Origin of the sequence: Cupriavidus basilensis (assembly GCF_000832305.1) — a bacterium.
In the GTDB taxonomy this organism is placed as follows: Bacteria; Pseudomonadota; Gammaproteobacteria; order Burkholderiales; family Burkholderiaceae; genus Cupriavidus; species Cupriavidus basilensis_F.
Window position 1 is genome coordinate 2,460,735 of sequence record NZ_CP010537.1, and the last position, 24,022, is coordinate 2,484,756.

The 24,022-nt window shown below is 66.6% G+C and carries 19 protein-coding genes and 2 pseudogenes; 9 read left to right on the forward strand and 12 right to left on the reverse strand.

Annotated features, from left to right (window positions below; genetic code table 11):
* Positions 1-31: 31 nt before the first annotated feature.
* The 4 genes from RR42_RS31560 to RR42_RS31575 form a co-directional block, all read right to left on the reverse strand.
* A complete protein-coding gene (locus tag RR42_RS31560) occupies positions 32-592 on the reverse strand; it encodes a TetR/AcrR family transcriptional regulator (RefSeq protein ID WP_043355797.1) in 561 nt (186 codons plus the stop codon).
* Positions 593-786: 194 nt separating this feature from the next.
* A complete protein-coding gene (locus RR42_RS31565) occupies positions 787-1,266 on the reverse strand; it encodes a DUF1348 family protein (RefSeq protein WP_043355798.1) in 480 nt (159 codons plus the stop codon).
* Between the two features lie 200 nt (positions 1,267-1,466).
* Positions 1,467-2,087 (reverse strand): flavin reductase family protein, encoded by a 621-nt coding sequence (locus RR42_RS31570; protein ID WP_043355800.1) that lies wholly within the window; start codon positions 2,085-2,087, stop codon positions 1,467-1,469.
* A 151-nt stretch (positions 2,088-2,238) separates the two neighbouring features.
* Entirely contained in the window at positions 2,239-2,922 is a 684-nt protein-coding gene (locus RR42_RS31575; RefSeq protein WP_043355802.1) for a GntR family transcriptional regulator, read from the reverse strand.
* Positions 2,923-2,995: 73 nt separating this feature from the next.
* Here RR42_RS31575 and RR42_RS31580 point away from each other — a divergent pair, with 73 nt between their 5' ends.
* From RR42_RS31580 to RR42_RS37990, 4 genes are all read left to right on the forward strand, one after another.
* On the forward strand, positions 2,996-3,760 hold the full coding sequence (locus tag RR42_RS31580; protein ID WP_043355804.1) for an enoyl-CoA hydratase/isomerase family protein: 765 nt from the start codon (positions 2,996-2,998) through the stop codon (positions 3,758-3,760).
* A gap of 96 nt (positions 3,761-3,856) precedes the next feature.
* Positions 3,857-4,834 carry a Bug family tripartite tricarboxylate transporter substrate binding protein gene (locus RR42_RS31585; protein WP_052495103.1) on the forward strand — a complete coding sequence of 326 codons (978 nt, stop codon included), beginning with the start codon at positions 3,857-3,859 and terminating at the stop codon, positions 4,832-4,834.
* A 62-nt stretch (positions 4,835-4,896) separates the two neighbouring features.
* The gene (locus tag RR42_RS31590) at positions 4,897-6,072 is read left to right on the forward strand and encodes a CaiB/BaiF CoA transferase family protein (RefSeq protein ID WP_043355805.1); all 1,176 of its coding nucleotides are present in this window, start codon (positions 4,897-4,899) and stop codon (positions 6,070-6,072) included.
* 90 nt (positions 6,073-6,162) lie between these two features.
* Positions 6,163-7,287 (forward strand): tetratricopeptide repeat protein, encoded by a 1,125-nt coding sequence (locus tag RR42_RS37990; RefSeq protein WP_052495104.1) that lies wholly within the window; start codon positions 6,163-6,165, stop codon positions 7,285-7,287.
* Here the strand turns inward: RR42_RS37990 and RR42_RS31600 are convergent.
* Positions 7,278-7,991 (reverse strand): hypothetical protein, encoded by a 714-nt coding sequence (locus RR42_RS31600; RefSeq protein WP_043358280.1) that lies wholly within the window; start codon positions 7,989-7,991, stop codon positions 7,278-7,280. The two genes, RR42_RS37990 and RR42_RS31600, sit on opposite strands and share 10 nt — an antisense overlap.
* Before the next feature lie 523 nt (positions 7,992-8,514).
* Here RR42_RS31600 and RR42_RS31605 point away from each other — a divergent pair.
* Positions 8,515-9,933 (forward strand): NCS2 family permease, encoded by a 1,419-nt coding sequence (locus RR42_RS31605; RefSeq protein WP_043355806.1) that lies wholly within the window; start codon positions 8,515-8,517, stop codon positions 9,931-9,933.
* 207 nt (positions 9,934-10,140) lie between these two features.
* Here the strand turns inward: RR42_RS31605 and metC are convergent, their stop codons facing one another.
* From metC to RR42_RS31630, 5 genes are read right to left on the reverse strand one after another with little or no spacing between them, the layout of a single operon-like run.
* A complete protein-coding gene (gene metC / locus RR42_RS31610; protein ID WP_043355809.1) occupies positions 10,141-11,349 on the reverse strand; it encodes a cystathionine beta-lyase in 1,209 nt (402 codons plus the stop codon).
* 34 nt (positions 11,350-11,383) lie between these two features.
* On the reverse strand, positions 11,384-12,241 hold the full coding sequence (locus RR42_RS31615) for an amino acid ABC transporter ATP-binding protein (protein ID WP_043355810.1): 858 nt from the start codon (positions 12,239-12,241) through the stop codon (positions 11,384-11,386).
* Positions 12,228-13,049 carry an amino acid ABC transporter permease gene (locus tag RR42_RS31620; protein WP_082055171.1) on the reverse strand — a complete coding sequence of 274 codons (822 nt, stop codon included), beginning with the start codon at positions 13,047-13,049 and terminating at the stop codon, positions 12,228-12,230. Before RR42_RS31620 ends, RR42_RS31615 begins: the two co-directional genes overlap by 14 nt.
* The gene (locus tag RR42_RS31625; RefSeq protein WP_043355812.1) at positions 13,036-13,782 is read right to left on the reverse strand and encodes an amino acid ABC transporter permease; all 747 of its coding nucleotides are present in this window, start codon (positions 13,780-13,782) and stop codon (positions 13,036-13,038) included. Before RR42_RS31625 ends, RR42_RS31620 begins: the two co-directional genes overlap by 14 nt.
* Complete coding sequence (locus RR42_RS31630; protein WP_043355814.1) at positions 13,782-14,630, reverse strand: transporter substrate-binding domain-containing protein; 849 nt, start codon at positions 14,628-14,630, stop codon at positions 13,782-13,784. The genes RR42_RS31625 and RR42_RS31630 overlap by 1 nt, the downstream gene beginning before the upstream one ends.
* Positions 14,631-14,871: 241 nt before the next feature.
* On the opposite strand from RR42_RS31630, the gene RR42_RS31635 reads away from it, so the two are divergent.
* Positions 14,872-15,888, forward strand: coding sequence for a tripartite tricarboxylate transporter substrate binding protein (locus RR42_RS31635; protein WP_173430740.1), 1,017 nt, complete (start codon positions 14,872-14,874; stop codon positions 15,886-15,888).
* A gap of 448 nt (positions 15,889-16,336) precedes the next feature.
* On the opposite strand, the gene RR42_RS31640 is transcribed toward RR42_RS31635, so the two are convergent.
* Positions 16,337-18,598, reverse strand: coding sequence for a rhodanese-like domain-containing protein (locus RR42_RS31640; protein WP_082055172.1), 2,262 nt, complete (start codon positions 18,596-18,598; stop codon positions 16,337-16,339).
* Positions 18,599-18,884: 286 nt separating this feature from the next.
* Between RR42_RS31640 and RR42_RS31645 the strand changes: the two genes are divergently transcribed.
* From RR42_RS31645 to RR42_RS39085, 3 genes and pseudogenes are all read left to right on the forward strand, one after another.
* Complete coding sequence (locus RR42_RS31645; protein WP_043355816.1) at positions 18,885-19,487, forward strand: cysteine dioxygenase family protein; 603 nt, start codon at positions 18,885-18,887, stop codon at positions 19,485-19,487.
* Between the two features lie 49 nt (positions 19,488-19,536).
* Positions 19,537-21,040, forward strand: a pseudogene (locus tag RR42_RS31650) (rhodanese-like domain-containing protein).
* A gap of 279 nt (positions 21,041-21,319) precedes the next feature.
* Positions 21,320-21,928, forward strand: a pseudogene (locus RR42_RS39085) (DUF3363 domain-containing protein); the annotation flags it as partial.
* A 671-nt stretch (positions 21,929-22,599) separates the two neighbouring features.
* Here RR42_RS39085 and RR42_RS31660 read toward each other — a convergent pair.
* Positions 22,600-23,976, reverse strand: a complete 1,377-nt coding sequence (locus RR42_RS31660) for an MFS transporter (RefSeq protein WP_043355818.1) — start codon at positions 23,974-23,976, stop codon at positions 22,600-22,602.
* Between the last annotated feature and the right edge of the window lie 46 nt (positions 23,977-24,022).

Consider the following 24,022-nt stretch of genomic DNA (forward strand, 5'->3'; position numbering starts at 1 on the left):
CCGCCCCGAAATGGGCTTTACGCCCCCGCCCTCAACGCACTTGCTGCAACCGGCGCAGCAAGCGCCGTCCTGCATCGACCACGCCCGGATCGGCCGTCATCTGGTACCGCACGATCATGCCCTCCACGCAGAGCATTGCCTCTTCGGCGATGGCGTCGGGCTCCGGCAGGCCAAGCCGCCTGGCCAGCGAAGCGATAAAGGCCGCCAGTTCCGCCTTGTGCGCCACGGATTGCGCCACCTGAGTGCCCTCGCCGGAGGCGCCCGCCTCCGCCACCGCATTGATAAACGCGCAACCGCGAAAATCCGCGTCGGAAAACCAGTCGGCCAGCGCGTGCGCGATGACCTCCAGGCCGGGGCTGGCGGCAAAGCGCGCTTCCACGTCCTGCTCGAACCAGCGCATCCAGCTCTCGTGGCGCCGGTCGAGGAAGGCCGCGATCAGTTCGTTCTTTGAGGCGAAATGCCGGTACAGCGACATCTTGGCCACGCCGGACTCGGCGATGATCTTGTCGATGCCGGTCGCGCGCAGCCCGTCCTGGTAGAACAGGCGGGCTGCGGTATCCAGGATGCGCTCGCGGGCGGAAGGCGTGGCCATGGCTGAAGTGTTCCTTGCTGCGAAAAGTGGGGCGATTATCCCTGATCGGGCCATGCGGACTAAGAGGCTGTTTCAAAATGAAGCGAAGCGGTTCTGGCTAGGCGCGCGGCCGCAGACAGTACAACTGGTACGGCAAGGCCGCGCAACGACGCCAGAATCTTTTTGAAATGGCCTCTAAGAGGTTGAAATGGCCTCTAAAGGCCGAGATCGCTCAGGCTGGCGTGGTCGTCCGGCCGGCGCCCCAGGGGCCAGAAGAACTTGCGCTCGGACGCCTTGATCGGCGCATCGTTGATGCACGCAAAGCGCCGCTGCATCAGGCCGGCTTCGTTGAACTCCCAGTTCTCGTTGCCGTAGGAGCGATACCAGTTGCCCGAATCGTCATGCCACTCGTACGCAAACCGTACCGCGATGCGGTTGCCGTCGAAAGCCCACAGTTCCTTGATCAGGCGGTAGTCCAGCTCCTTCTGCCACTTTCGCGCCAGGAAGCCGACGATGGCCTCGCGCCCGTTCACGAACTCCGCGCGGTTGCGCCACGCGCTGTCGACGGTGTAGGCAAGCGCCACACGCTCGGGGTCGCGGCTGTTCCAGCCGTCTTCGGCGCCGCGTACTTTCTGGATGGCGGTTTCACGGGTGAACGGGGGCACGGGCGGGCGGATTTCGGGGTTGGACGGCATCGACTTCTCCTGGCTGTGACAGCAATGCATTGAAAAAAGGCGGCCTGCAGCGCATTCGGCGAATCCATAATGATACAGACCTGTCTACATTATTTTAGTAGACAGGTCTGTCTGTCAAGGAAAATCTGCAGGCGTGAAAAAACCGGCAATCCGCCGGCCTGGAATCCGCCATCGACGCCGAGAAGGCGTCGAGGAAGCGCTCAGCGCGGGCGCCGCATGCGGAACAGCGCCTCGGGTCCGATCTCGAAGTAGTCGGCCGGCCCGCCGCCGCGCAGGATCGGCCGGGCCGCGGCCGTGTCATAGATGCCGTCCTTCAACAGCGCCTTGTCCACGTGCACGCCGACCACCTCGCCCAGCACCAGCCAGGTCGGCACCTGATGGCCATCGGCGCCCTCGAGCTGGATCAGCTGGGTGAGCTTGCACTCGAACGAGACCGGGCTTTGCGCCACCCGCGGCACCGCGACCAGGCGCGACGCTACCGGCGTGAGTCCTGCCAGCTCGAACTCGTCGACCTCCGGCGGCACGGCCGCGCAGCTCGCGTTCATGGCGTCGGCCAGCGGCCGCGTGGCCAGGTTCCAGCAGAACTCGCGGGTCTGCTCGATATTGCGCACGCTGTCCTTGTAGCCAATGCTGGAAAAACCCACGATGGGCGGCGTGTAGTTGAAGGCGTTGAAGAAGCTATAGGGCGCGAGATTGACGATCCCATCGCCCGCGCGCGACGAAATCCAGCCGATCGGGCGCGGCCCGACGATGGCGTTGAAGGGATCATGCGGCAGGCCATGCCCGTTGGCGGGCTCGTAGAAATAGGGTTCGGCAGACACGAAGCGGGAGACTCGGGAAAACAGCGTTGAGAAGCGGAGGCAGCGCCGCCGCCCCCTTGACCAGATGTTACCGGGCGCCCGTGAGCGCCAGACAAGCCGTCTGCGATGCTACCAGTTGGCGCGCCAGCGCGTTCGGCGCGGCGCGGTTGGCTCAGCGCCCTCCCGCGGCGGCGGCCGGCTCGTCATAAGCGTCCTGCGCCAGCAGCACCAGATCGGCGACGGCCTTGCCACCCGCCGAAAGATGCGCGCGCATCGCGGCGGCCGCCGCGTCCGCGTCGCCCGCCAGTACCGCCGCCACGATCACGCCATGCTCCTGGAAGGAACTCGGCACGCGAGCGGGGTTGATGAGTCCGCGATGGCGCCAGTAGATCGCCAGCCGCCGCCGCAGCATGCGAATCTGCTCAGCCAGATACGGGTTGGCTGTCGCCTGATAGAGCACGTCGTGGAAATCACGGTTGGCGTCCACATAGCCCGGCGTATCGGCCGCCTCCACAAAGGCCCGGCCATGCTCGAACGCCAACGACAGCGCCGCCCTGCCCGCCTCGCTGATGCGCTGCGTTGCCAGCCGGGCCACCACGCCCTCCATCTCAGCCAGCGTCTCGAACATTGCCACCAGTTCGGCCACGGTTGGCTTGTGCACGAAGATCCCCGCGCGCGGCACGATCGTCACCAGGCCTTGCGCCGCCAGCATCAGCAATGCCTCCCGCACCGGCGTGCGCGAACTGTCGAACTGCTCGGCCAGCGCCCGCTCGTCCAGCTGCGATCCGGGCTTCAGCTTGCCGGCGTGAATCTCTTCCTCAATCGCCTCCCGGATCCGGTCCTGGAGTGACTGCACGGGTAAACCTCGATTTGATGCTTCCTTTGGCATATCTAAAATCTACCTCAATATATCTAAACATCAATCTTATATGCAAATACACGGCGAACCCCGGCTCAGCATCGATGGAAGCGTTGCAACCATCACCTTTGAACGCCCCGAAGTGGCGAATCGGCTAAGTCCGCGTGATTTGCTGGTACTTCGCGAGCATATCAACTCCATCAATGCGATGGAGCGTGTTTTGGTTCTGCGCTTCACCGGTACCGGCAAGTATTTCTGCAGCGGCTACGACATCGGCGCGCTGGCCAACGCCGACGAGGCGGGGGCGCCGGCCTTCGGCGAGATGATCGACCTGATCGAAGCCGCTCGCCCGGTCACCATCGCGGCGGTCAACGGCGGCGTCTATGGCGGCGCCACGGATCTGTGCCTGGCCTGCGACTTCCGCGTGGGCGTGCCCCACTGCGACATGTTCATGCCAGCGGCCAGGCTCGGCCTGCATTTCTACCGGGGCGGGCTGGAGCGCTATGTCAGCCGGCTGGGCGTGGACACCGCCAAGCGCCTCTTCCTGACGGCTGACCGGCTCGATGCGAATGAAATGCTCAAGGTGGGCTTCCTGACCGAGATCGTCGCGGCCGACACCCTGGCGCAGCGTGTCGATGCGCTCAGCGCCACGCTCGCCGGCATGGCGCCCATTGCCCTGCTGGGCATGAAGCAGGCCCTGAACCAGATCGCGCGCGGCGCGCTGGACACGGCCGCGCTGGAACGCGAGATCGCGCGGGCCGGAGCGTCGGCGGATTTGTGCGAGGGCGCAGCCGCCTGGCGCGAGAAACGCGCCGCGGTATTCACCGGCAGGTAGGCGCGCCGCGCAAAGCAGAAAGCGGAAGACAGAAGACAGAAGACAGAAGACAGAAGACTGAACACGGTACGCAAGAAACAAAACCCGGAGACAACGATGACAAAGCGGCACCCCACCCTGCTGTTCCTGCTAGCATCCGCATCCGCTCTGGCCGGCCCCGCGCTGGCGGCGGACGCCTTCCCGATCAAGCCGATCCGCGTGGTGATCGGCTTTCCTGCTGGCGGCGGCGCCGACAACGTGGCGCGGCTGTATGGCGACGCGCTCTCCAAGGAACTCGGGCAGCCGGTTATCGTCGACAACAAGCCTGGCGCGGGCACCACCATTGCCGCCGAGACCGTGGCCAAGGCGCCGGCCGATGGCTACACGCTGTATATCGCCTCGGCCAGCCTGATGGGCGGCGACAAGGTGCTCTACAAGAACATCCGCTACGAGCCCACGGACTTTGCGCCCATCACGCGGCTGACCGTCTCGCCGCTGCTGCTGGCGGCCAACAAGGAATCCGGCATCACCAGCGTGGCCAGCCTGCTGGCAAAAGCCCGCCAGCACCCCGGCGCGCTCAACTACTCGTCCTCCGGCAACGGCGTGATCACGCACCTGGCCGGCGTGCAGTTCACCAGGCTGGCCGGCGTGCAGCTTACCCACGTGCCCTACAAGGGCGGCGCGCCGTCCGCGCAGGCGGTGGCCGCCGGCGATGCGCAATTCACCTTTGCCACGCCAGCTTCCGTGCAGGCCATGATCGATACCGGCAAGGTGGTCGGCATTGCCGTCACCTCCGCCAAGCGCTCTTCCGTGCTGCCGAACTATCCGACCGTCGCCGAAGCCGGCATCAAAGGCTACGACGTGACCAACTGGTATGGCCTGTTTGCCCCGGCGCAAACGCCGCCCGCCGTGATCGAGAAGCTCTTCGCCGCTTCCGCCAGGGCACTGGCCAAGCCGGAATTGCGGGCCAGGCTGGCCAGCCGCGGCGAGGAAGTCTCGCCGTCCGCATCGCCCGCGGAGTTCCGGCAGTTCGCGCAGCGCGAAGGCAAGACCGTGGCAGACCTGACGCTGAGCAGCGGCGCCAGGATCGACTGAGCCGCACGCCCTTCCCGCACTCGTTCGATGTACCCGGGGCCTCCCGGCCCAAAAGGATTTCCATGAATCGCAATGCCGCAAACCTCCCGCTCGCGGGCTTTACCGTGGTAGACCTGACCCGTGTGCTGGCCGGTCCCTACTGCACCATGATGCTGGCCGATCTCGGCGCGCGCGTGATCAAGATCGAGAACCCCGCGGGCGGTGACGACTCCCGGCATGTCGGCCCGTTCGTGGATGGCGAGTCGGCGTACTTCGCCTCGGTCAACCGCAACAAGGAATCCATCGCGCTCGACCTGAAATCCCCGCGCGACCGTGAAGTGCTGGCGGCGATGATCGCCGGCGCCGATGTGCTGGTGGAAAACTTCCGTGCCGGCGTGATGGAAAAACTCGGCTTTACATGGGAAGCCTTGCACGCCGCCAATCCGCGCCTGGTCTATGCCTCGATCTCCGGCTTCGGCCAGACCGGCCCCTACCGCGACCGGCCCGCCTACGACATGGTGGTGCAGGCAATGGGCGGCCTGATGAGCGTGACCGGCCAGACCGGCGGCGACCCGGTGCGGGTCGGCGTGTCCATCGGCGACCTTGGCGCGGGACTGTATGCCGCCATTGGCATTCAGTCCGCGCTGCTCAAGCGCAGCCGCACAGGGCTTGGCGAGCGCGTCGATATCGGCATGCTCGATTGCCAGGTCGCGCTGCTGGAAAACGCCATCGCGCGCCACTCCGCCACCGGCGCCGTGCCCGCGCCGCTGGGCACGCGCCATCCCTCCATCACGCCGTTCGACATGTTCAAGACCGCTGACGGCTTCATCGTGATTGCAGCGGGCAACGACACCTTGTTCCAGAAACTCTGCGCCGCGCTCAGCCTGCCGGCGCTGGCGGCCGACCCGCGCTTTGCCACCGTGCTGGCGCGCAACCAGCACCACGCCGAACTCAAGACTGGCATGGAAGCGCGCCTGGCTGATGCGGACAGCGCCACCTGGTCGGCCACGCTGGAAGCCGCCGGCGTGCCGCACGGCCCGCTGCAAAGCGTGGCCGACATCGTGCAGGACCCGCACGTGCAAGCGCGCGGCATGCTGCTGCAAGCCAGCATCGGCGAGGACCGCCCGATCACCCTGGCCGGCAACCCGATCAAGATCGGCAGCCAGGCAGGCGCGAGCCGCTTCCGGCGCTCGCCAAGGCTGGACGAGCATCGCGCAAGCCTGCTGGAGGAGTTTGGCCAGCATGTCAACATTGACTGACGTTGGATGGCGGTGAACGAAACCAGCGCGGGCACGCCGCATACCCGCCAGACCGGTTAAGCTTGCGCCACCGCAACCACGCCGCTTGCCATGACCAAGCCGAGTACGGACCCGAGCGCGCCCGAAGCCGCGCTGGCAGTTGAGTTGGACGTTGAACTGGAGGCCGGGCTGACGGCGGCCATCACGTATCTGAACCAGGGCAACGTCGATGCCGCCGCCAGCCATGCGGCCGCGCTCATCGGCCGCTACCCGGCGCATCCCGCCGTGTGCCAACTGAGCGCGCAGATTGCCCTGCAGCGTGGTGATGCCACGCTGGCGCGGCGCCATATCGCGCAGGGACTCTTGCTGCGGCCGGATCACCTGCCCTCGCTACTGATCGCCGGCCGGGCGGCGCTGGCCGATGGCGCGGCGGCAGAGGCGCTGCCGCCCCTGTTGCGCGCCTGCGCGCTCAGCGGAAATGCCCTGGAGCCGAGCTATCTCGCTTGCGTCGCCCGGTTGCAGAGCGGAGCGGCGGACGCTGTGGCGGAACTGGGCCTGCTGATCCAGCGGGCGCCGGGTTTTGCGCCGGCGTGGATCGAACTGGCGGAGGCGATGCGCCAGGGCGGCGAGCTGCAAGCCGCGCTGGCGGCGCTGGACCGCGCCCTGGCGCTGGACGGCAATATCGCGCGCGCGCAGTTCCAGCGGGGCAAGGTGCTGCATGCGCTCGGGCGCAAGGCCGAGGCTGCCGGCGCCTTTGCCGGTGCCGTGGCGCTGGAGCCGCGCAGCCGGGAGGCGCGCCTGAACCTGGCCATCGCGCAGCAAGAACTCGGCGAGCTGAGCGCCGCGCAAGCCACGCTGGAAGCCCTGGTCGGCGCGCATCCGCGGGACTACGACGGCTGGATCCAGCTTGGGCTGGTGCGGCAAGACCGGCGTGACCTGCGCGGTGCGCAGGCCGCCTTGCGCAGCGCCCTGGCCTGCCAGCCGGACGCTGCGCCGGCGGCGGTCAACCTTGGCATCGTGCTGCAGGAAGACGGCCAGCCGGATGCGGCCCTGGCCGCCTATGCCCACGCCTACCGCGTTGCACCGGAGACCTTCGGCCGCATCGCGCAGGCGCTGTGCTCGGGACCGCACGGCCGGCTATGGGCCGACCTCGGCGCCTTGCGTGCCTTGCTGGCCAGCCTCGGCGTACCGGGCAACCCAGGCAACCCAGGCAACCCGGGCAGCATTCAGGACTGACCACCCCGCTCGCGCGGCGCGCGAAAGCGCTTGCGGTACACGCCGGGCGTGGTCAGCACCTCCGCCGCCAGCTTCTCGTAGCGCCCGGCGCCCTGCGCGTCGATCGTGCCGAAGGACAGCGCGAGCTCCGCTCGCGGCACCGGGCAGCACTGGGCGACAGGCGTGCCTTTGGGCAGCACACCGTCGAATTGCGCATCGGTCCATAGCGCCGGGAAATTGATGCCCACGTCATGGAAGCGGTCCGCATCGACGAGGCCGCTCAGCGTGCGGAACGGCAGATCCCAGCGGTTGGCCGGATGCATCGCCAGCAGCGACCACCCCGGCGGCAGCTCGATCGTCCAGAAACTGTTGAATTTCAGGGCGACGGCATCCGAGTGCAGCGGCGTGCCGCCCAGTTGCTCCGGCACGTGAAAACTCAGCGGCGCGCGCGGATGGCCGTCGATGCCCGGCTCAGGCAAGTCCCAATCCCACGAGAACACGCCCCGCTCCACGCGCACGTCGCATGGCAGCAGGATCACAAAGCCATGGGTCATGGCATCGATAAACGGCGGGCATTGCTTGATGGTGCGGATGTCCCGGCCGTGCAGGGGCGAGAACGCCTTGGGACGCATCGCCCGCACCCAGTCCGGCAGCGCCTGCTGGGCTGGCCGCGGGCGCGGGAGGTGGTCCTGCAGCAGCGGATCGCAACGGAAGGTCACTTGCATGGCGTGCATGGCTTGGCTAGGTGGAGGCGCTCGATGGGCCGGAGTGGCCATGCAGTGTAGGGGCGAAGTGGCGAAACCGTCTAGTTGCAGTGCCCGCCACCGCACCCCTTACCCAAGGTCCCGGCAGTCCTGACAATTTGGGCGGCATTCGCACGATCGCCGCTTTGGTAGTTGCCTTCCTGCCCGCGTCCAGCCACAATCCGCGCATTTCTGAATGCCGCGCCAGCCGCCAGCGCAACCTGCCACTCATATTCAATTCCCAATGTCTGCCATGTTCCGGCCGTTATGAACGAAAGCCGGCCCTCCCTTAGTCTTGCGCCATGTCGGACCGGCAGCGCCAGCACGGAGTGGCGAGCAAGCGGCCGACAGCGGCGTACCGGGCCGCATGCGGTGCCGAACGCGACACAAAGCTTGTGCGCGGCGGCCCGCAGACAGCCTCGGCAACGACAACGAAAAAGCGAGACAGCCTGGGGTTGAGCGACGTAGCCGCCGCCCCAGCGCACCACAAAGGAGACACTCCGCCATGCTTGAACAGCCGTTCCCCGGACATGCCGCCGCCCCCGGCACCGACGCGATCGAGGCCAAGGCCATCGACGCCATCGCGTCCGTGCAAGCCAAGGGCTTGCTCGACCGTTACTTCCAGATCAGCGAGCGCGGCAGCACCGGGCGCCGCGAGACATTGGCCGGCGCCACCACCTTCATGGCCATGGTCTACTCCGTGTTCGTCGTGCCGGGCATGCTCGGCAAGGCGGGCTTCGATGGCAGCGCCGTGTTCGTCGCCACTTGCCTGACCGCGGCGTTCGGTTCCTTGTTGATGGGCGTGTGGGCCAAGCTGCCCATCGCCATCGGCTGCGCGATCTCGCTGACCGCTTTCACCGCCTTCGGGCTGGTGCTCGGGCAGGGGCTCTCCCCAGCCGTTGCGCTTGGCGCGATCTTCCTGATGGGCGTGGTCTTCACCACCATTTCCGTGACCGGCGTGCGCTCCTGGATCCTGCGCAACCTGCCGGCGGGCGTGGCGCACGGCACGGGCATCGGCATTGGCTTGTTCCTGCTGCTGATCGCGTCCAACGACGTGGGCCTGGTGATCAAGAACCCTGGCGCGGGCCTGCCGGTCGCACTGGGCAAAATCACCGCCTTCCCGGTCGTCATGTCGATCCTCGGCCTGGCCGCCATCTTCGGGCTGGAGCGGCGCCGGGTGCCGGGCGGCATCTTGCTGGTGATCGTCGCCATCTCTGCGCTGGGCCTGGCCTTCGATCCCGCCGTCAAGTTCACGGGTGTGTTCGCGCTGCCCGCGCTGAGCGCGCCGGGCCATGCCTCGCTGATCGGTGCGATGGACATCAAGGGCGCGCTGTCGCTGACGGTGCTGCCCAGCGTGCTGGCATTGGTGATGACCGCCGTGTTCGACGCCACCGGCACCATCCGCGCCGTCGCGGGCCAGGCCGGCCAGCTCGATGCGAAGGGCCAGATCCCCAACGGCGGCCGTGCCCTGACCACGGACTCGCTCAGCTCGATCTTCTCGGCCTTCTTCGGTGGCGCGCCCGCCGCGGCCTACATCGAATCGAGCGTTGGCGTGGCCGCCGGCGCAAAGACCGGCCTGGCCGCGGTGGTAGTCGGCCTGCTCTTCCTGGCAGTGATCTTCTTCTCGCCGCTGGCCGGGCTGGTGCCTTCGTACGCGACGGCACCTGCCCTGATGTATGTGGGCCTGTTGATGCTCAGCAGCGTCAGCAAACTGCATATGGACGATATGGTCGACGCCATGGCCGGCCTGGTCTGCGCGGTCTTTATCGTGCTGACCTGCAATATCGTCACGGGCATCATGCTGGGCTTCTGCACCCTGGTGATCGGCCGCATCGTGGCCGGTGAATACCGCAAGCTGAACGTGGGCACCGTGGCCATCGCGCTGGCGCTGGCCGTGTTCTACGGCGGCGGCTGGGCAATCTGAGCCTTGACGGCCGTGGCACTGCCCGCGGCCGGCATCGAGAGGCGACACCGCGCGGTCCGGCGGGCCATGCGGTGTTGCCACGCAAGCGGGTACTGAAAGCCAGCGCAACGATGACACTGGCTTTTTTGCGAAGCGGGCAAACATCCCGTCCCGCTTCTTTTTTTTAGCGGCCTTGCCCTTTCGCGAACGGCCGCAAATCGCACAGCCTCAGGCCGCCGCGCGCCGTTGCGGCACGGATGCCTGCACCGTCGCTGCCAGCCCCTGCGCCAGGTCGGCGATCAGGTCCTCCGGTGCTTCCAGGCCGATATGCAGGCGGATCACCGGCTCGGCGCCGCGCCAGTACGAGTGTTCCGCCAGGCGCTCCGGCGCTGCCACCTGCACCAGGCTTTCATAGCCGCCCCACGAAGCCCCCAGCCCGAACAGGCTCAGCGAATCCACCAGCTTGCGCGCCGCTGCCACGTCGGCGGTGGGCAGCGAAAACGAGACCAGCCCGTTGGCGCCTGAGAAATCCCGCAGCCACAGCGCGTGGCCGGGGTCCGAGGGCAAGGCAGGATAGAACACCCGCCCTACCGCCTCGTGCGCTTCCAGGAACTGTGCCACCGCCAAGGCATTGCGCTGGTGCTGGGCCAGCCGCACGGCCAGCGTGCGGATGCCGCGCAGCGCCAGGTAGGCATCGTCCGCGCTGATGGCCAGGCCGAAGCCATCGTGGGCGTCGGCAATGCGACGCGCCAACGCCTCGTCCTTGACCACCACCGCGCCCTGCATCAGGTCGGAATGGCCGCTGATGTACTTGGTCGATGCCAGGATCGATATATCCACGCCAAGCGCCAGCGGCTGCAGCGCATGGCCGGAAGCCCACGTATTGTCGGTGGCCACCACCACGCCGTGGCGGTGCGCGATCTGCACAAGGCGCGGCAGGTCCAGCACCTCGTACAGTAGAGAGCTGGGCGACTCCAGGTAGAGCAGACGCGTGTTCGGGCGGATCAGCGCGTCCAGATCGTCCTGGCTGGGAGAGAAGTAGCTGACCTCGATGCCCAGGCGGCGCAGCAGCGTTTGCTCCAGCCTGCGTACCGGCGCGTAGACGCTGTCCACCACCAGCGCATGGTCACCCGGCGACAGCAGCGCCAGGAAGGTCAGCGAGATCGCCGCCAGCCCCGAGGGCGCCAGGAAGGCGCGGTTGCCGCCTTCGAGTCCGGCAATCGCGTCTTCGAGCGCGCGGTGGGTATCCATGCCGTGCCGGCCATAGGAGCTGACACGCTCGCCGCGCGCATGGCGGGCCCGGATATCGTCATAGGCGTCCGAGTTCTCGAAGCGCACGGTGCTGGTGCGCACCACCGGCACGTTGACCGGGCCGTGGCCTTGGACGAAGGGCGGCGTGCCGGCGTGGATCAGTTGGGTATCGCGATGATGGCTCATGGTTCCTGGATCGGGATGGTGGCTTGCGCCGCGCTCAGACGGCGAAACGCAGCTTGTCGAAGGAGAAGACAAAGGGATCGGCCTGCGCGCGCGGGGCCGCGCCAAGCGAGCGGTTGAGAAAGGCACGCGTGCGCTCGCTGCGCGGCGCGCTGAAAATGCGGCTGGCCGGGCCATGCTCGACAATGCGCCCGCCTTCGGTGAAGTAGACCTCATCGCTGATGTCGTGGGCAAAGCGCATCTCGTGCGTCACCAGCAGGCAGGTCAGCCCCTCCTCGACCAGGTCGCCGATCACGGTCAGCACCTCGCCCACCGTCTCCGGGTCCAGCGCGGAGGTCACCTCGTCGAACAGGATCAGCTCGGGCTCCATGGCCAGCGCGCGGGCGATCGCGACGCGCTGCTGCTGGCCGCCGGACAGCTCGCCCGGATACGCGCCTGCCTTGTCGGCCAGGCGCACCTTGCGCAGCAACGCGATGGCGGTGGCCTCAGCCTGGGTGCGGCCACGCCCCAGCACGCGCAACGGCGCGATGGTGAGGTTCTGCAGCACGGTCAGGTGCGGAAACAGGTTGTACTGCTGGAAGACGAAACCCACGCGCTTGCGCAGCGCAATGCGCTCGGCCTCGCTGCGCAGCTCGCGCACGGAAACGCCGCCGACCGTCACCGTGCCCTGCTGCGGCTCCAGCAGGCCGGTAAGGCAACGCAGGATGGTGGACTTGCCCGAGCCGGACGGGCCGATGATGGACACCGCCTGCCCGCGCCGCACTTCCAGGTCGATGCCCTTGAGCACCGGGTTGCCGCCAAAGGCAAGGTGCACGTCCTTGAGCGCAACCAGCGGCGCGGCAGCCTCGGTGGCCACGGACAATACGGGTCCGCCGTTATGTTCAGGCAACAGCATATTTTTGTTCCAGGAAACGGGTGAAACGCGAAATCGGGTAGCACCAGGCAAAGAACATCGCCAGCACGGTGAAATAGATCAGCACGGTAAAGGCGGTCTGGTTGACGGTATTGCTGGCGATCTGCGCGGTATCGAGCAGATCGTGCACGCCCACCAGCGAGGCCAGCGCGGTGCCCATGGTGAGCGTGGCGTACAGGTTCATCCACGGCGGCAGCATGCGGCGCACGCACTGCGCAACGATGATCAGCCGCAGGATCTGCCAGCGCGAGAACGCCATCGAGCTGGCCGCCTCCCACTGCGTGAGCGGGATCGACTGCACCGCGCCGCGCAGCACCTCGGCCACATTGGCGCTGGCCGGCAGCGCCAGCCCCACCACCACCTTGAGCCAGTCGGGGAACGGCACGATATGGCTGCCGATACTCACCTCGAACGGGAAGACGTAGGTGGAGAAGTAGATCAGCACCAGCCAGGGCGCATTACGGAACACCTGCACGTACAGATGTGCCGGGCGCGACAGCAGCGCCACCGGCGACAGCCGCAACGCGCCGACCAGCAGCCCGCCGGCTGTGCCCAGCAAGATCGCCAGCAGGCTCACGCCGATATTGACCAGGAAACCGCGCACCAGCGCCGGCGACCATTGCCAGGCGCTGGCCAGCGCGCGGGCCAGGTCCGGATGGCGGGTCGCCGCGAGCGCCACCGCCACCAGCGGCAGCAGCCACAGCCACCCCGCATAGCGACCGGCGCGACCGGCACGGCCGGCGCGCGACGTTGCGGGCGCGGCGGGAAAAGTGGAATCAGCGCTCGCCATAGCCGGGCATCCTTAGTCGAAGTTCCAGCCAGTTGCCCGCCTGGCTGACCACCCAGGTCAGCAGGCCGAAGAACAACAGCAACAGCACCATCAGTTCCAGCACGTTGTCGCGCTGGGTCCAGATCATGATGGAGGCGTAGGTGATATCGCCCACCGCAATCGCGGACGCCACCGCCGTGGCCTTGACCAGCTCCACGGAATTGTTGACCAGGGCAGGCAGCGCGAAGCGCACCGCCAGCGGCAACTGCACGCGCCAGAGCAGCGTGCGGCGATCAAAGCCCAGCGACGCCGCCGCCTCCAGCGTGACCTTGGGCACCGCCTCGATGCCAGCGCGCAAGGCTTCGGCATGAAACACGCCCTTGTGCAGCGACAGCACCACCACCACCCACAGGAACGGCGTGAGCGGATTGGTCCGCTGCGCGTCCTGCAAGGCATGGGTGATCAGCATGTTGAGGACCAGGAAGGCGCAGTAGAGCTGCACCAGGGTTGGCGTGTTGCGGGTGACTTCCACAAACGCGCGCGTGGCACCGGCCAGCAGCGCGTTGCGCGAGGTCAGCGCCGCCGCCATTCCCACGCCGGCGACCAGGCTGCCGGCAAGGGTGCAAAGCACCAGCTCGATGGTTACCCAGGCGCCATGCACGAAGGAGGCGCGGTCATAGGCATCGGCGAGGAACGCGTAGTTCAGGCCGATGCGGTGCGCCGCATCGATCCACCAGGCAATCGCTGCTTCCATCAGGAACGGCCGCCCTTGAACTTGTCATGCAGCTCGGTCAGCGCCGGCGACGGCGGCAGGATGCCGGCCTTCTTCTCGGTGGCAACCAGCCAGCCGCTGCGATGCCAGTCCTGCACGATGCGGTCCACCGCAGAAATGGTGTCCTGCTCGCCCTTGCGGGTCCAGATCACGGTCGGCGCGGGATTGAGTTCAGGCAGCACGATGCGGTAGTTCTGCCATTCCGGGTTGCCCCGCACCAGCGGCTGCAGCAGCGTGTTGTCGTGCACGGCGCCGGCGCAGTTGTCACCGCGCAGCGCCAGCAGCGATTCCGCCGAGCCCTTGAAGCCCTTCGGGATGGCGCCGTATTCCACCTGCACCGGGCGCGTATAGCTGCTGCCCTGCGAGATGCACACCGTCTTGCCCTTCAAGTCTTCCCAGCGGCGGATATCGCTTTGCCTGGGCACAATCACCGCGCCGCCCACGCGATAGTAAGGCGTAGGCACGTGGCCCAACTGCTCACCGCGCTCGGCGTTGTATTCCATCGCCGCGATCAGCACGTCGACCTTGCCCTGCTGCAGGAACTGCACGCGATTGGACGGCTGCACCTGCACCGTTTCCAGCTCCACGTTGAGCTGCCTGGCCAGGTCCTGCGCGAGGTCCGCATTGAAGCCGACAGGCTTCTGCGTGGCGGGATCGATCGAGCCGAAGGCGCTGCCGGACAGCATGATGCCGATCACGATCTTGCCGCGCTGGCGGATCTTGTCGAGCGTGGCGTCGGCCTGCGCGGCGCCGGCAAGGAAAGTGCCGGCCAGCAAGGCGGCAGCAAAGACGAGAGGACGCGGGGAGCGCAGCGAAAGAGTGCGGGTCATGGTGTGTTCGAGTTTTTGTTGGCTACGTCGTGGTTGTCTAAGTCATGGTTGGTGCAATGCAGCCGGCAAACTGTACGCAAGCGCCGACGGGCGCGGAACGAATAAAAGAGCCAATCGTTATGCGCATTCCGTTGCCCGTGGCAGCACAGTGCGGCCGCATATCCATGCGCGGAAAGATTCGTTGGCCGCGGGGGCCACGCTTTCTAAGCTTTGCGCTCGATTCGCCTCAGGCAAACCCATCATGCAACGTCGCGCCCTGCTCCGCTCCCTTCTCTGCCTGCCCGTCGCCGCTGCCGCGGCTGCCATCGCTGGCGTACCCGCTGGCGTACCCTTTCACGGCGACGCCACGCCGGCCCCGCAGGCCTTCCCCGCGCGTCCCGTGCGCATCGTGGTGCCGGTGGCGCCCGGCGGCAGCGCCGACAAGCTCGCGCGTACGCTGGCGCTCAAGCTCAGCGAGAAATGGGGCCAGCCCGTGGTGGTGGAGAACGTGGTGGGCGCCAGCGGCACCCTGGGTGCCGCGCAGGTGGCGCGGGCCAAGCCCGACGGCTACACCTTGCTGCTGGGTGGCGAAGGCGTGACGCTGAACGCCTCGCTGTTCAAGACACTGCCGTACGATGCGAGCCGCGCGTTTCGCGGTGTCAGCAAGGCCGTGGTGAATCCTCAGATCCTGGTCGCCAGGCCGGATCTTGGCGTGCGCAGCCTGCAGGACTACATCGCGCTGGCACGCAAGAGGCCTGGCGAAGTCACGCTTGGCCTGCCAGGCAATGGCGGCATTGCCCACGTGGCCCATGAAATGCTATCGCGCCAGACCGGCATCAAGGTCAACTACATTCCCTACGCCGGGGGCGCGCCCGCCACGGTCGACCTGCTTGGCGGGCATATCGACGCAACGCTGATCACGCTCGCGGCGGTGACCGACTACGTGCGCTCCGGCCGGCTGACCGCGCTGGCGGTGACAACGCCTTATCGCTCGAAGGCGCTGCCACAGGTGCCGACCATGGCGCAGGCAGGTGCTGCGGGTTTCGCGGTGGAAAGCTGGCAGGGGCTGCTTGCGCCTGCGGCTACGCCGGCTGATGTGGTGGATCGCATTAGCCGCGATGTCGCTGCAGTGCTTGATGTGCCGGCTACGCGGGGGCAGTTGGAGGATGCGGGGTATGTTGTGGTGGGGTCTTCGGCACAGGAGCTGGATGCTGCTTTGGCTCGGGATTTGCCTAGGTATGCTTCGGTGATTTTGGCTTCGGGGATGTCGTTGAGGTGATGGTTTTTGGGTGGGGTTTTGCTGCGGCTGCGCTGCGGCTGCTTAACGTCAAAGTCAAAAGCAACTGCCGTTTCACCACCCCTGCGGGGCGGCGACCTACTTTCTTGTCTTGCCAAGAAAGTAGGCAAAGAAGGCGCGCCGGATGGGGCGACACCCCCTCGTCGGCAGGCAAAAAGAGCGGCCGGGACCCAAACTCGCATCGCCTTACGGCGATACTCAGACATGGGTCCCTCTTTTCCGCTCTTTTTGCCTGCCGACGAGGCGCCCCATACGGCCTGGTACACCTACACGGCTCGCTTCGCATCGCGTTGGGGTGTGGCCCGCCCTTCGGGCGCCTCACACGGCTACCACAGTTGGTTGATCTTGCCGCTGGTTGGCTCCCCTCTCCCGCTTGCGGGAGAGGGGACGGGGGAGAGGGCGGGGGCTGGCCGATGCGATGCCTTTGCGCTTACTGCTGCCTGTAGTCCACCAGCCGCACCGGCAAATCACCGTCGCGCTCGAGTTGGTCGACCAGGCCGATTTCCCAGTTCAGGTAGGCGTGCATCTCGGACTTCCGGCGGTCTTCATCCTCGTAGGCGTAGGCGCTGTACCACGCGTCTTCGTCGCCGGTCAGGATGCGCGCTGCGGCGGGCGTGCCGGCCTCGCCGGTTTCCGTTGGCAGGCCAAGCGCTTGCCAGCGTGCGTTGCCGCCGAGCAGTGCGCGTACGTCGCGCTGGCTGGTGCGGCGCAGCTCGGCCGCTACCGCTTGCGCCAGCACGCCGTCGGATGACGTCACCACGATGATGTCGTCGGCACTGGCGTGCTCCAGCACCAGCGCGACCTTTTCTGGCGTGGCGAACCATGCGCCGGGCAGGTGGCCGCGTCGGAATGCCAGGCTGCTATCCACGTCCACCACCGTTGCCCCGCCCTGCGCTTGCAGCGCGAACAGCGATGCGGCTTCGATCCACGGCGCTTCGGCCTCGGAGGCGCGCAGCACGCGCACGGGCTCTGGGCCGGATTCGCGCGGTGCCAGCGGTGCCGGGCGGAACAGGTAGACCTCGTGGCCGCTGAACTGGGCCAGCCAGGCCGCCGTGATCTGTGCGCGCACGCCATCCCAGTCAGCCAGCACGATGCGGGCGCGACGGGTGCCGGCGTAGGCGTCGGTGGCCTGCACCAGCTGGCCACCGGGGGCGCTACGCCAGCCCGGCAGGTGGCCTGCGGCGTATTCCTCGGGCGAGCGGACGTCGAAGCGGTACAGCGTGCGGTCATCCGCCTGCTGCGCGAAAGCGGCTAGCTGCGCCGCATCGATATGTTGCACGCCAGCGCGCTGCGCCACGCGGGCAGCCCGTTCACGCGCCGCGGCCTGGGCGGCTTCGTCGGGCTGTGGCGCGCAGCGGGTCTGGCCGTGGTCGAGCTGGTAGCCGGCCAGCAGCCATGCCATGGTGCCGTCCTTGAGCGACACCACGCGATTGGGAATGCCGGCGTTGATCAGCGTCTGCGCGCCCACGATGCTGCGCGTGCGGCCGGCGCAATTGACCACCACCAGCGTCTCGGGATCGGGTGCGATCTCGCCGATGCGGTAGACCAGCTCAGCCCCCGGGCAGTCCACCGCGCCGGGGATGCTCATGTTCTGGAATTCCGTGAAGGGGCGGCTGTCCACCACCACCACGTTGTCGCCACGCGTCTGGTGCAGCTTGAGCGCCTCGGCGGTGATCCACGGCGTGTGCAGCTCGTGCTCGATCACCTCGCCGAAGGCTTTGCTGGGCACGTTGGTGCCGCTGAATACCTCATAACCCGCCGCCTGCCAGGCGCGCGTGCCGCCTTCCAGCACGGAGACGTTCGTGTAGCCGAAACGCAGCAGCTTGGCCGCGGCCGCATGGGCGATGTCTTCCGCCAGGTCCGTTACCACGATGCGCGTGGCCCGGCGCGGTACCAGGCGGTCGATGGTGGTCTCGAGCCGGCCCAGCGGCGCGGGCACCGCGAACAACAGGTGTTCACGCGCGAATGCGCCCTCTTCCCGCGCGTCCAGCACCGCGAGCTCCTCCCCCTGGGCAATGGCGCGCTTAAGCGCGGCCGGGCTCACCAGCGGATGGCGGATCAGCGCAGGCGCGGCAAAGGTGCGGTAGCTGTATTGCGTGCCCCCCTCGGGCGCGGGGTCGAACTTCACGCGGCCGGCGAGGCGGGTCAGCGTGAGGCCGTAGAAGTGCAGGTGCAGCCCGGGCGTGTCGCCGATCAGCTCGATGGTATGCACATCGGTGGGCGACAGCGTAATGGCATTGCCCGCCCGCACATCGAGCTGGCGCAGCGGCTCCAGCGTGTCCTGGCCGGGCTTGCTGCCCTGGCTGCGGTGAAAGATGACATTGCGCTCCACGCCGCGCACTCCGGCGATCACTGCCCAGGTGGTGTGGTCGTGCGGCGGCTGCGCCTTGCCGGGCAGGCCGGCGGATGCGAACAGCGCGAAGCCGCCGTCCGGATCTTCGGCCAGCCGGTAGATGGCGGCTGGCCGGGCCGCGTCCACGGGGAAGTGTTCAGGCGGGAACAGGTGCGCCTGGCCGGCCAGCGCCACCAGCTCGTCGGCCAGCGCGGCCAGCGGCGCCCTGTCGGCGGTGTAGGTGGCCGCGATCTCGCGGGCGTGGGCGATAAAGGCCGCGACGGCGGCGGCGCGGGCATCGCTTACGTCGCCGGCGGCCGCGTCATCGGCAAGGGTCTGGGTCAGGTCGGTAATGGTCATGGCGGGGAAATCTCGATAATGGGGGGAGAGTGCGAGTCTTGCGCGGACAATGGCTGAATGGCTGGCCTGCGCACAGGCACTAGAGCCTAAGAGAAGTTGCGCCGCCGGCTAACGAATCAGATCGCAGATCGTTATGCCCTGGCCGCCGCGCACGGGCGCGCTTCGCCCGCCGGCACGGCTTCGCATATGCATCGTCGATATTGTTCGTTCTTGCGCAGCCGCACATTCCTTAGAGTGGAGCCCTGCCGCCATCCGCCGCGGCTTCGCACCGACCAAGGATTCCCCCATGACGACTCAGAGCCAGCGCAATGCCGCCATTGCCACCACCCTTGCCGAAGTCCGCGCGCTGACCGCGCAGCGCGACATCGACCGCGCCACGCTGGCACAGGTCGCCGCGGTACTGCAGAACCTGGCCAGCCGCAAGGACCTGTTCAGCTTTGCGGACTTCCCGCCGCCCAGCGACGGCACCACCACCTCCACCCGCTACCGCCTGAGCGAGGAGGGCCAGCTGCCGGCGCTCTACCTCAACGCGATTGTGCCGGGCAAGAAGACGATCCCGCATAACCACGACACGTGGGCCGTGATCGTGGCCGTGCAAGGCGATGAGCTCAACCGCGTCTACCGCCGCACCGACGACGGCGGCAGCCCCGGGCAGGCCAGCATCGAACTGGAGCGCGAACTGGTGGTGCGCCCGGGCACGCCGATCAGCTTCCTGGCGCAGGACATCCATAGCATCCACGTGGTGGGCGACGCCCCCACGCTGCACTTCCACCTCTACGGCCGCCCGCTCGAAACCCTGACGGGGCGCATCGGCATCGAGCCGGAAACCGGGCGCATCGTCAACTACAACGCCACCCAGATGAACCGCAGTGAGAAAGCAGCAGCCTGACATTGCGGCCAAGACGACAGCCCCATTCCTTGTTCACGCGGAGCACGCCATGACCCGATCCATCGACGCCGTCGCCTTGCGCGGCTGGCTTAACGACGGCCAGCCGCTGGCGCTGTTCGACGTGCGCGAGCACGGCCAGTATGGCGAGGGCCATCCCTTCTTCGCCGTGCCGCTGCCCTACAGCCGGCTGGAGCTGGACGTGTCCCGCCTGGCGCCGCGCCTGGCCGAGCGCATCGTGCTGCTCGACGACGGCGACGGCGTGGCCGAGCGCGCGGCGCGGCGGCTGGCGGAACAGGCCTACCGGGACGTCACGCTGCTGGTCGGCGGCGCTCCGGCCTGGGCCGCGGCCGGCTTCACGTTGTTCAAGGGCGTCAACGTGCCGTCCAAGACGTTTGGCGAACTGGTGGAACACCTGCAGGAAACGCCGCGCCTGAGCGCCGCGGAACTGGTGGCGCGCCGCGACAGCGGCGAGCCGCTGCTGCTGGTGGACGGCCGCACCTTCGAAGAACACCAGAAGATGACCATCCCCTGCGCGCACAGCCTGCCCAACGGCGAGCTGGCCCTGCGCCTGGCGACGCTGCTGCCGGATGCGCAGACCACCGTGGTGGTGCACTGCGCCGGGCGCACGCGCAGCATCATCGGCGCGCAGACGCTGCGCAACCTTGGCCTGCCCAATCCCGTGCTGGCGCTGGAGAACGGCACGCAGGGCTGGTACCTGGCCGGCCACGCGCTCGAGCACGGCAGCCAGCGCCGCTACCCGGCGGCCCGCCGGCCAGCGAGCTGGCCGAGGCGCGCGCTCGCTCGGCCCGGCTGCTGCAGCGCGCCGGCTTGCCCGCGCTGTCGGCCACGCAGGCGCAGCAGTGGCTGGACGACGAGAGCCGCACCACCTACCTGCTGGATATCCGCACCGCCGAGGAATTCGCGCAAGGCTCGATCGACGGCGCGCGGCACGCACCCGGCGGCCAGCTGGTGCAGGCCACCGACCAGTACATCGGCGTGCGCGGCAGCCGCGTGATCGTGTTCGACGACGACGGCGTGCGCGCACCGGTGGTGGCCAGCTGGCTTTACCAGCTGGGCTATGAGAGCGCTGTGCTCGCGCACGGCGTCAATGCCGCCATCAAGGCACCCGCGCCGCCGCGCACCCTGCCCGCCCACGCCCTGCCGGTGCTCGACGCCAACCTGCTGCGCGCGCTGCACGCCGAGGCGCCCGACGTGCTGCGCATCGACCTGCGCGACAGCGCCGAATACGCGCGCGGCCATGCCGAAGGCGCGGCCTGGTCGATCCGCCCGCGCCTGCCCGTCACCCTCGAGCGCCTCGGCGCCACCCACGCACCTGGCGGGCAGCAGGGCTGCCCGAAGCGGCCAAGCCATTCGGGCTGCCGCCGGAAGCGCGTATCGACTACCTGTTTTTCGTGCACGACCGGCACGAGGGCAACAAGGATGCCGCGCGTGCCTACCTGGCCTGGGAAACCGGGTTGATTGCACAGTGCGCACCGGATGAGCTGGTGTTGAAGATCGTCATTCGTGCGAGCCGCGCTCATCATTCATGCTAGCGTAGCCTTTTCACGCTCAGCATTCATGCGACTGTAGCTTTTCAATGCGAACCAACGTTCCTGTCGGACGTTGCGCAAGCTTTGCGAAGCAACTGCGATTTTGGCGAGTTCGACGTAGTCTCACGAATGCTGAGCATCCATGGCCTTGACGTTGCCTTTCAGCAACTGTCGAAAAGCGTACTTACGGAACGAATTCGCTTAGAAATCAAAGTGTTTTGGCAATGTGATTGGTTTTACACATTGTGTACATCGCTCGCACGATTCCTGTTCCTCAACAACCGCGCCGATCACCACCTGGCCATCGAACAGGGCCGGGCCAAGGAGAGACGCGACCCGCAGGAAGTCGTCGCCGCTCACGTTCGGCGGCTAGAGGCACTGCGTCGGGCCGGCATCGTGGCGCGCATTTCCGAAGGGCTATGGAAGGTGCCGGACGACCTGGCCGAGCGTGGCCGCCGGTACGATGCGCAGCGCCTGGGCGGCGTGGCCGTAGAGCTGAAATCGCACCTGCCAATCGAGCGGCAGGCCCGCGTCATCGGCGCGACTTGGCTTGACCAGCAACTAATTTGCCGCGGCCGAGGACTTGGCGACCTGGGCTTTGGCGGCGATGCCAAGCAGGCCATGCAGCAGCGCGCCGACTTCCTCGAAGAACTGGGGCTGGCGCAGCGGCGCGGGCAGCGCGTGATCCTGGCGCGCAACCTGCTAGGCACGCGGCGCAATCGGGAGCTAGCGCAAGCCGCCAAGGACATCGCCGCCGAAACCGGCTTGGAGCATCGCCCGATGGCGGACGGGCAGCGCGTGGCCGGCATCTACCGACGTTCCGTCATGCTCGCCAGCGGCCGATACGCGATGCTCGATGACAGCATGGGATTCAGCATGGTGCCGTGGCGGCAATGGCCGCAGTCAGGTGCCGAGAGGGGCCTGATTGTTCGCCGGCGTGGGCGGGTCGATGAAGCTTGGCTTGGCGCTGCATATCTGCGTCGTGTGCATAAGCGGGCGGCCGCTGAACACACTTTGGGTCCTCCCTGTTACCCTACTGCGTCACCTCGGTGCGGACTCGACATCGAGGTTCCCTACCTTGCGTCGCTGCGATCGCTGTATACGCACGCGCATTCTGTCGAGCCATCAGCATCTGGCCTGCGAGACTGCTGGGTTCCGCCGGACCAGCGAACCCAGCGCCGAGCGCTAATGCGGGTTCTGCGCGACGAAGTGCAGTGCCGCGTCGATCGTGGACAACTTTTGGTGCATGTAGGTCAATGGCTGTATGAGCCACCCGGTGATCATCGCGATTGGGATGTCGAGATCCCCACGCACGACGGAATGGTCACGAAGGCGACACCACCCCTCGGCCCGCGCGGCCGTGCTACGTCGACTGGCAACGCTGCCCATGTCGACCTCAACGCGTCAGCGCCGATATTTTTCGACCAGACGGCCGGCCGTCTTCCGATGCTGATGTCGTGCTGCTCGTACGGCCGCATCGCCATACTGCACGAGCCGCTGGTCGTAATAAGACTACCCAACCATCCCGAACGACCAGAAGGACCAGAAGGACCATTCGAGGGTCAGGTTCGCAAACTGAGTGCCTGTGAGCTACCTATTTCACTATGCTCAATACGCGTACGCTCATTGCGCATGCCCAAAACGGCGACGGCGCAGGCTGCTACGACCATCGGCACCGCCAGCGCCAGGAAAATCTGTCCGAGTCCCCATCCCCAGCCCATCATGGTTGCGCCGATAAAGCCGCTGGCAATAGCGCCCAAGCGGCCGAAGCCATGCATCCAGCTGATCCCTGTCGAGCGAGCCGCTGTTGGGAATGACATGGCCGAGAGCGCCTGCAAGCCAGTCATTGATCCGTGGAAGAAGCACCCCAAGGCAAACATCAATACGCACAAGGCACCAAAATTTCTTGGTGCGACGCTGAGGGAGGCGAGGAATGCGCCAGCGATCAGAAACGTCGGTACCAGTACCCAGTGCGGACGTACGCGATCCATGATCGCACCGATACAAATCGATCCAATCGGACCGCCGAGCGTGATCAGGGTCGTAATGACCACGCCCTGCCCGAGGGTGAAACCGGCGTCCTTGGCAATGACTGGCAGCCAGTTGACCATTACGTACGTGGCGCACACGCCCATGAAATACGCGACGCACAACAAAAATGTCCCCATGGCATAGGCTTTTGTGAACAAGATGGCGACAGATCCCTTTGATTGATCAACGGGCGTTGGAATCCAAAACGTGGCATCCGAGAGGACGCTGGAGCCTCTGTCGATTTTGCGGAGAATTTTAGGAATGGCAGCAAGGCGCTTTCCTTTAAGCGTGAGAAATGCCACCGATTCAGGCAGCCAAATAGCTAGGATAAGGGCCAATACGATCGGGAGTAGCCCGCCGATTGCGATCATGACGCGCCATCCAAACACCTGGAGTAGCCACGCCGCAATCAGGCCGGCAACGGCAGCCCCGCCAGTAAAGCCGCTGTAGACGATCGTTACGATTAACGAACGTTTCCTCACGGGTACATACTCGGAAATGAGCGTAACAGCATTCGGCAATGCCGCGCCGAGGCCGAGGCCTGTCAAGATCCGCAAGGTGATCAACGTATTGACGTCTGGCGCCTGAGAGGAAACCAGAGTCAGCACCCCGAACCAGAACACGCTGGCGGTCAAAATGAGCTTGCGACCGTAGCGGTCGCCGATTGGGCCTGCAATGAGGGCGCCGACTGCTACGCCGAAGAAGACCGCCCCCAAGATTGAGCCCATTTGCGACTTTGTAATGCCCCAGGTGCGAATGATTTCCGGTGCAGCGAAGCCCATGATCGCGACATCCATTCCATCAAATGCAACGACCAGAAAAACCAAAATAATAATGAATATCTGATAGCGCCCAACCGGGCGCTCATCAATAAACGAAACGACATTAATTTTTTTCTTATCCGACATTGTTGTCTCCGTATTTTTTCGTTTAATTGCAGCGTATATCGCGCCG

What these genes read in the sequence shown, in the direction of transcription:
- RR42_RS31560 (WP_043355797.1), bottom strand. Translation starts at nt 592, where the DNA reads ATGGCCACGCCTTCCGCCCGCGAGCGCATCCTGGATACCGCAGCCCGC.
- RR42_RS31565 (WP_043355798.1), bottom strand. Translation starts at nt 1,266, where the DNA reads ATGCCGTCCAACCCCGAAATCCGCCCGCCCGTGCCCCCGTTCACCCGT.
- RR42_RS31580 (WP_043355804.1), top strand. Translation starts at nt 2,996, where the DNA reads ATGCAAATACACGGCGAACCCCGGCTCAGCATCGATGGAAGCGTTGCA.
- RR42_RS31585 (WP_052495103.1), top strand. Translation starts at nt 3,857, where the DNA reads ATGACAAAGCGGCACCCCACCCTGCTGTTCCTGCTAGCATCCGCATCC.
- RR42_RS31590 (WP_043355805.1), top strand. Translation starts at nt 4,897, where the DNA reads ATGAATCGCAATGCCGCAAACCTCCCGCTCGCGGGCTTTACCGTGGTA.
- RR42_RS37990 (WP_052495104.1), top strand. Translation starts at nt 6,163, where the DNA reads ATGACCAAGCCGAGTACGGACCCGAGCGCGCCCGAAGCCGCGCTGGCA.
- RR42_RS31600 (WP_043358280.1), bottom strand. Translation starts at nt 7,991, where the DNA reads ATGCAAGTGACCTTCCGTTGCGATCCGCTGCTGCAGGACCACCTCCCG.
- RR42_RS31605 (WP_043355806.1), top strand. Translation starts at nt 8,515, where the DNA reads ATGCTTGAACAGCCGTTCCCCGGACATGCCGCCGCCCCCGGCACCGAC.
- metC (WP_043355809.1), bottom strand. Translation starts at nt 11,349, where the DNA reads ATGAGCCATCATCGCGATACCCAACTGATCCACGCCGGCACGCCGCCC.
- RR42_RS31615 (WP_043355810.1), bottom strand. Translation starts at nt 12,241, where the DNA reads ATGCTGTTGCCTGAACATAACGGCGGACCCGTATTGTCCGTGGCCACC.
- RR42_RS31620 (WP_082055171.1), bottom strand. Translation starts at nt 13,049, where the DNA reads ATGGCGAGCGCTGATTCCACTTTTCCCGCCGCGCCCGCAACGTCGCGC.
- RR42_RS31625 (WP_043355812.1), bottom strand. Translation starts at nt 13,782, where the DNA reads ATGGAAGCAGCGATTGCCTGGTGGATCGATGCGGCGCACCGCATCGGC.
- RR42_RS31630 (WP_043355814.1), bottom strand. Translation starts at nt 14,630, where the DNA reads ATGACCCGCACTCTTTCGCTGCGCTCCCCGCGTCCTCTCGTCTTTGCT.
- RR42_RS31635 (WP_173430740.1), top strand. Translation starts at nt 14,872, where the DNA reads ATGCAACGTCGCGCCCTGCTCCGCTCCCTTCTCTGCCTGCCCGTCGCC.
- RR42_RS31640 (WP_082055172.1), bottom strand. Translation starts at nt 18,598, where the DNA reads ATGACCATTACCGACCTGACCCAGACCCTTGCCGATGACGCGGCCGCC.
- RR42_RS31645 (WP_043355816.1), top strand. Translation starts at nt 18,885, where the DNA reads ATGACGACTCAGAGCCAGCGCAATGCCGCCATTGCCACCACCCTTGCC.
- RR42_RS31660 (WP_043355818.1), bottom strand. Translation starts at nt 23,976, where the DNA reads ATGTCGGATAAGAAAAAAATTAATGTCGTTTCGTTTATTGATGAGCGC.